The organism is uncultured Nevskia sp. (assembly GCF_903885465.1).
Classification (GTDB): domain Bacteria; phylum Pseudomonadota; class Gammaproteobacteria; order Nevskiales; family Nevskiaceae; genus Nevskia.
Genome location: NZ_CAISIQ010000364.1, coordinates 1 through 4004 on the forward strand (window position 1 = coordinate 1; position 4004 = coordinate 4004).

Below are 4004 nucleotides of genomic sequence, written 5' to 3' on the forward strand. Positions count from 1 at the left end.
AGCCACTGGCAAGCTCTTTGCCGTATAAGCTGCCCCCCACGCGCCGCCGGGGCGCGGGAAACGTTGTGGGACACGCGGCAGGAATGAGCAAGAATCTGGTCATCGTCGAATCGCCCGCCAAGGCCAAGACGATCAAGAAATATCTGGGCAAGGACTACGAAGTACTCGCTTCGTACGGCCATGTGCGCGACCTGGTGCCGAAGGATGGCGCCGTCGACGTGACGCGCGGCTTCGAGATGAAGTACCAGCTGATCGACAAGAACGCGAAGCACGTCAACGCGATCATTGCCGAACTCAAGCGCTCCGATAACCTCTTCCTCGCCACCGATCCTGATCGCGAAGGCGAAGCGATTTCCTGGCATCTGCTCGAGCACCTGAAAGAAAAGGGGCTGATCAAGGACAAGCCGGTCAAGCGCGTGGTGTTCTACGAGATCACGCCGCGCGAAGTCGCCCGTGCGATCGACGAAGGCCGCGATGTCGCCCAGGATCTGGTCAACGCCCAGCAGGCGCGCCGCGCACTCGATTATCTGGTCGGCTTCAACCTGTCACCGCTGCTGTGGCGCAAGGTAGGCCCGGGTCTGTCGGCCGGCCGCGTGCAGAGCCCGGCGCTGCGCCTGATCTGCGAGCGCGAGGAAGAAATCCGCGCCTTCAAGCCGCAGGAATACTGGACGCTCGACGCCCGCGCCGAGAAGGACGGCACGGCGTTCAATGCCCGCTTGCTCGAATTCGATGGCATCAAGGTCGAACAGTTCTCGCTCGGCAACGAAGGCTCGGCCGAAGCCGCGCGTGCCGCGATCGATGCTGCCGCGAAGGGTTTGCTGAAAGTTGCCAAGGTCGACAAGAAGCAGCGCCGCCGCACGCCGGGGCCGCCGTTCACCACGTCCACCCTGCAGCAGGACGGCAACCGCAAGCTCGGCTTCACCGCCCAGCGCACGATGCGCACGGCGCAACAGTTGTATGAAGGTGTCGAGATCGGCGGCGAGACCGTCGGCCTGATCACCTACATGCGTACCGACGCCGTCAACCTGGCGCAGGACGCGCTGGCCGAGCTGCGCGAAGCGATCATCAAGCGCTACGGCGCCAAGTCGGCGCTGCCCGAACCGCGCTACTTCAAGGTCAAGTCGAAGAACGCCCAGGAAGCGCATGAAGCGATTCGTCCGACCTCGTTCCTGCGCGCGCCGGAAGCGGTCGCCAAATATCTGACCCCCGATCAGGCCAAGCTTTATGACCTGATCTGGAAGCGTACGGTCGCTTGCCAGATGGCACCGGCCGTATTCGATACCGTTGCCGCCGAACTGCGCGCCGGCGCCGATCACGCCTTCAAGGCCAATGGCCAGGTGCTGATCGAACCGGGCTTCCTCGCCGCCTACGGCATCGCCGTCGACGACGAGAACGAAGCCAAGGAAGACGACGAGAAGCGTCTGCCGCCGCTGGAAGTCGGCGATGTCGTCAAGCTGCTGGAACTGCTGCCCGAGCAGCACTTCACCCAGCCGCCGCCGCGCTTCACCGAAGCCAGCCTGGTGAAGACGCTCGAGGAATACGACATCGGTCGCCCGTCGACCTATGCCTCGATCATCTCGACCCTGCAGGCGCGCGACTACGTGCGCCTGGACGGCAAGGCCTTCATGCCGACCGATGTCGGCCTGATCGTGTGCCGCTTCCTGACCGAGCACTTCACCCGCTACGTCGACTACGAATTCACCGCCAAGCTCGAAGACGATCTCGATGCGGTGTCGCGCGGCGAACAGGCCTGGGTGCCGTTGCTGGCGAAGTTCTGGGGCATCTTCAAGCCGATGGTCGACGAGAAGATGGAGCTGTCGCGCTCGGAGGTTTCCGAGACGCGCACCATCGGTATCGACCCGATCAGCGGCAAGCCGGTCACCACGCGTCTCGGCCGCTATGGGCCATACGTGCAGATCGGCGCCAGAGTCGAAGAAGGCGATACGACTTCCGAGAAGCCACGCTACGCGAGCCTGCGTGGCAACCAGCGCATCGACACGATCACGCTCGAAGAAGCGATGGAGCTGTTCAAGCTGCCGCGCAAGCTCGGCGCGATGCCGAACGGCGACGAGGTCGAGGTCAACATCGGCCGCTTCGGGCCGTACGCGCGCCACGGCAAGGCCTTTGTCAGCCTCAAGAAGGACGATGACCCGTACACCATCGAACTGCCGAGAGTCATCGAGCTGATCGAGCAGAAAGCCGCCGCGCTCGACGCCGCGACGATCCGCAGCTTCGAAGGCACCGGCATCCGCATCATCAAGGGCCGCTTCGGGCCGTACATCACCGACGGCACCCGCAAGTCGCCGATCCCGCGTACCCGCGACGCCGAGAAGCTCAGCGTCTTCGAATGCGAGGCCTATCTGGCTGAAGCCGAGGCCGCGAAGCCAGCGAAGAAGGGCGCCAAGAAGAAGGCTGCTGCGAAGAAAGCCGCGCCGGCCGATGGTGCTGTCGCCGCTCCGAAGAAAGCGGCAGTCAAGAAGGCTGCCAGCAAGAAGACCGCCGCGAAGAAGACCACCAAGAAAGCGACGCGAGCCCCCTCGCTGACCAAACGGACTGTCTACGCGAAGAAGGGCTGAGCGCAGCAACGATGCTGAATACTCGCAAGATCGCGATCGCCGCCGCGCTGCTGAAGCAGGGCGGCGTCATCGTCTACCCGACCGAAGCGGTCTGGGGTGTTGGCTGCGATCCGCAGAACCACAAGGCGGTGATGCGCCTGCTGGCGATGAAGAATCGCGAGTGGCAGAAGGGCCTGATCCTGATCGCGGCGCACATCGAGCAGGTCGAGCCGTACATCGAAGTGCCGTCACGAATGGCCTGGCGACGGGCGACGGCAACCTGGCCCGGCGCCTCGACCTGGGTGTTCCCGGCGACCGACTACTGCCCGATGTGGATCAGCGGCGAGCGCAGCACCGTGGCCGTGCGAGTCACCGCGCATCCGTTGGCCGCCCGGCTCTGCGAGGAATTCGGCGGCGCCATCGTGTCGACCAGCGCCAACCGCGCCGGCGATCCGCCAGCCCGCAGCGCCAGCGATGCCCGCATCGCGCTGCGCAACCGTTTCGATCTGCTGGTGCCGGGCGCGCTCGGCGGGCTCGATCAGCCGACGATCATCCGCGACTCGGCGAACGGCAATATCCTGCGCCGCTGAGGTTCGCGGCGGCATTAGACTTCGGGGCATGAATACCAACGAAGCCCCGCGTCCCGCCGACGTCGAAGCCTATCTCCGTGGCCTGCAGAACCGCATCTGTGCGGAAGTCGAGCGCATCGACGGTCGCGCGAAATTCCTGCACGACGCCTGGCAGCGTGATGAAGGCGGCGGCGGCGAAACCCGGGTGCTGAGCGAAGGCGCTGTATTCGAGCGCGCCGGCGTCAATTTTTCCGACATCTACGGCACCAAACTGCCGCCAGCCGCGACAGCTGCGCGACCGGAACTGGTCGGCCGCGGCTTCCGGGCGATGGGCGTGTCGCTGGTCTTCCATCCGCTGAACCCCTACGCGCCGACCGTGCACATGAACGTGCGCTTTTTGATCGCCGAGAAAGCCGGTGAAGCGCCGGTCTGGTGGTTCGGCGGCGGCTTCGATCTGACGCCGTACTACGGCTTCATCGACGACGCGAAGCACTGGCACGAGACCGCGCGCGCCGCCTGCGAACCGTTCGGACCCGGCGTGCACGACAAGCTCAAAGCCCAGTGCGACGAATACTTCTTCATCAAGCATCGCAACGAGGCACGCGGCATCGGCGGCCTGTTCTATGACGACTGGAGCGTTGGCGGCTTCGACGCCAGCTTCGCGCTGATGCAGAGCGTCGGCGATCACTTCATCAAGGCCTACATGCCGATCGTCGAGCGCCGCCACCCGATGCTGTACACCCAGCGCGAACGCGACTGGCAGCTGTACCGGCGCGGCCGTTATGTCGAGTTCAATCTGGTCTGGGATCGCGGGACTTCGTTCGGCCTGCAGAGCAAGGGCCGCATCGAATCGATCCTGATGTCGATGCCGCCACTGGTC

At 64.7% G+C, this 4004-nt stretch carries 3 protein-coding genes; all 3 read left to right on the plus strand.

The window, feature by feature from the left end:
* Nucleotides 1–83: 83 nt before the first annotated feature.
* Nucleotides 84–2576 carry a DNA topoisomerase I gene (locus tag QZY06_RS14315; protein ID WP_295685714.1) on the plus strand — a complete coding sequence of 831 codons (2493 nt, stop codon included), beginning with the start codon at nt 84–86 and terminating at the stop codon, nt 2574–2576.
* 11 nt (nt 2577–2587) lie between these two features.
* A complete protein-coding gene (locus QZY06_RS14320) occupies nt 2588–3145 on the plus strand; it encodes a Sua5/YciO/YrdC/YwlC family protein (RefSeq protein WP_295685716.1) in 558 nt (185 codons plus the stop codon).
* 28 nt (nt 3146–3173) lie between these two features.
* Nucleotides 3174–4004, plus strand: an 831-nt coding sequence (gene hemF / locus QZY06_RS14325) for an oxygen-dependent coproporphyrinogen oxidase (RefSeq protein WP_295685718.1), incomplete at its 3' end; no start/stop codon positions are given.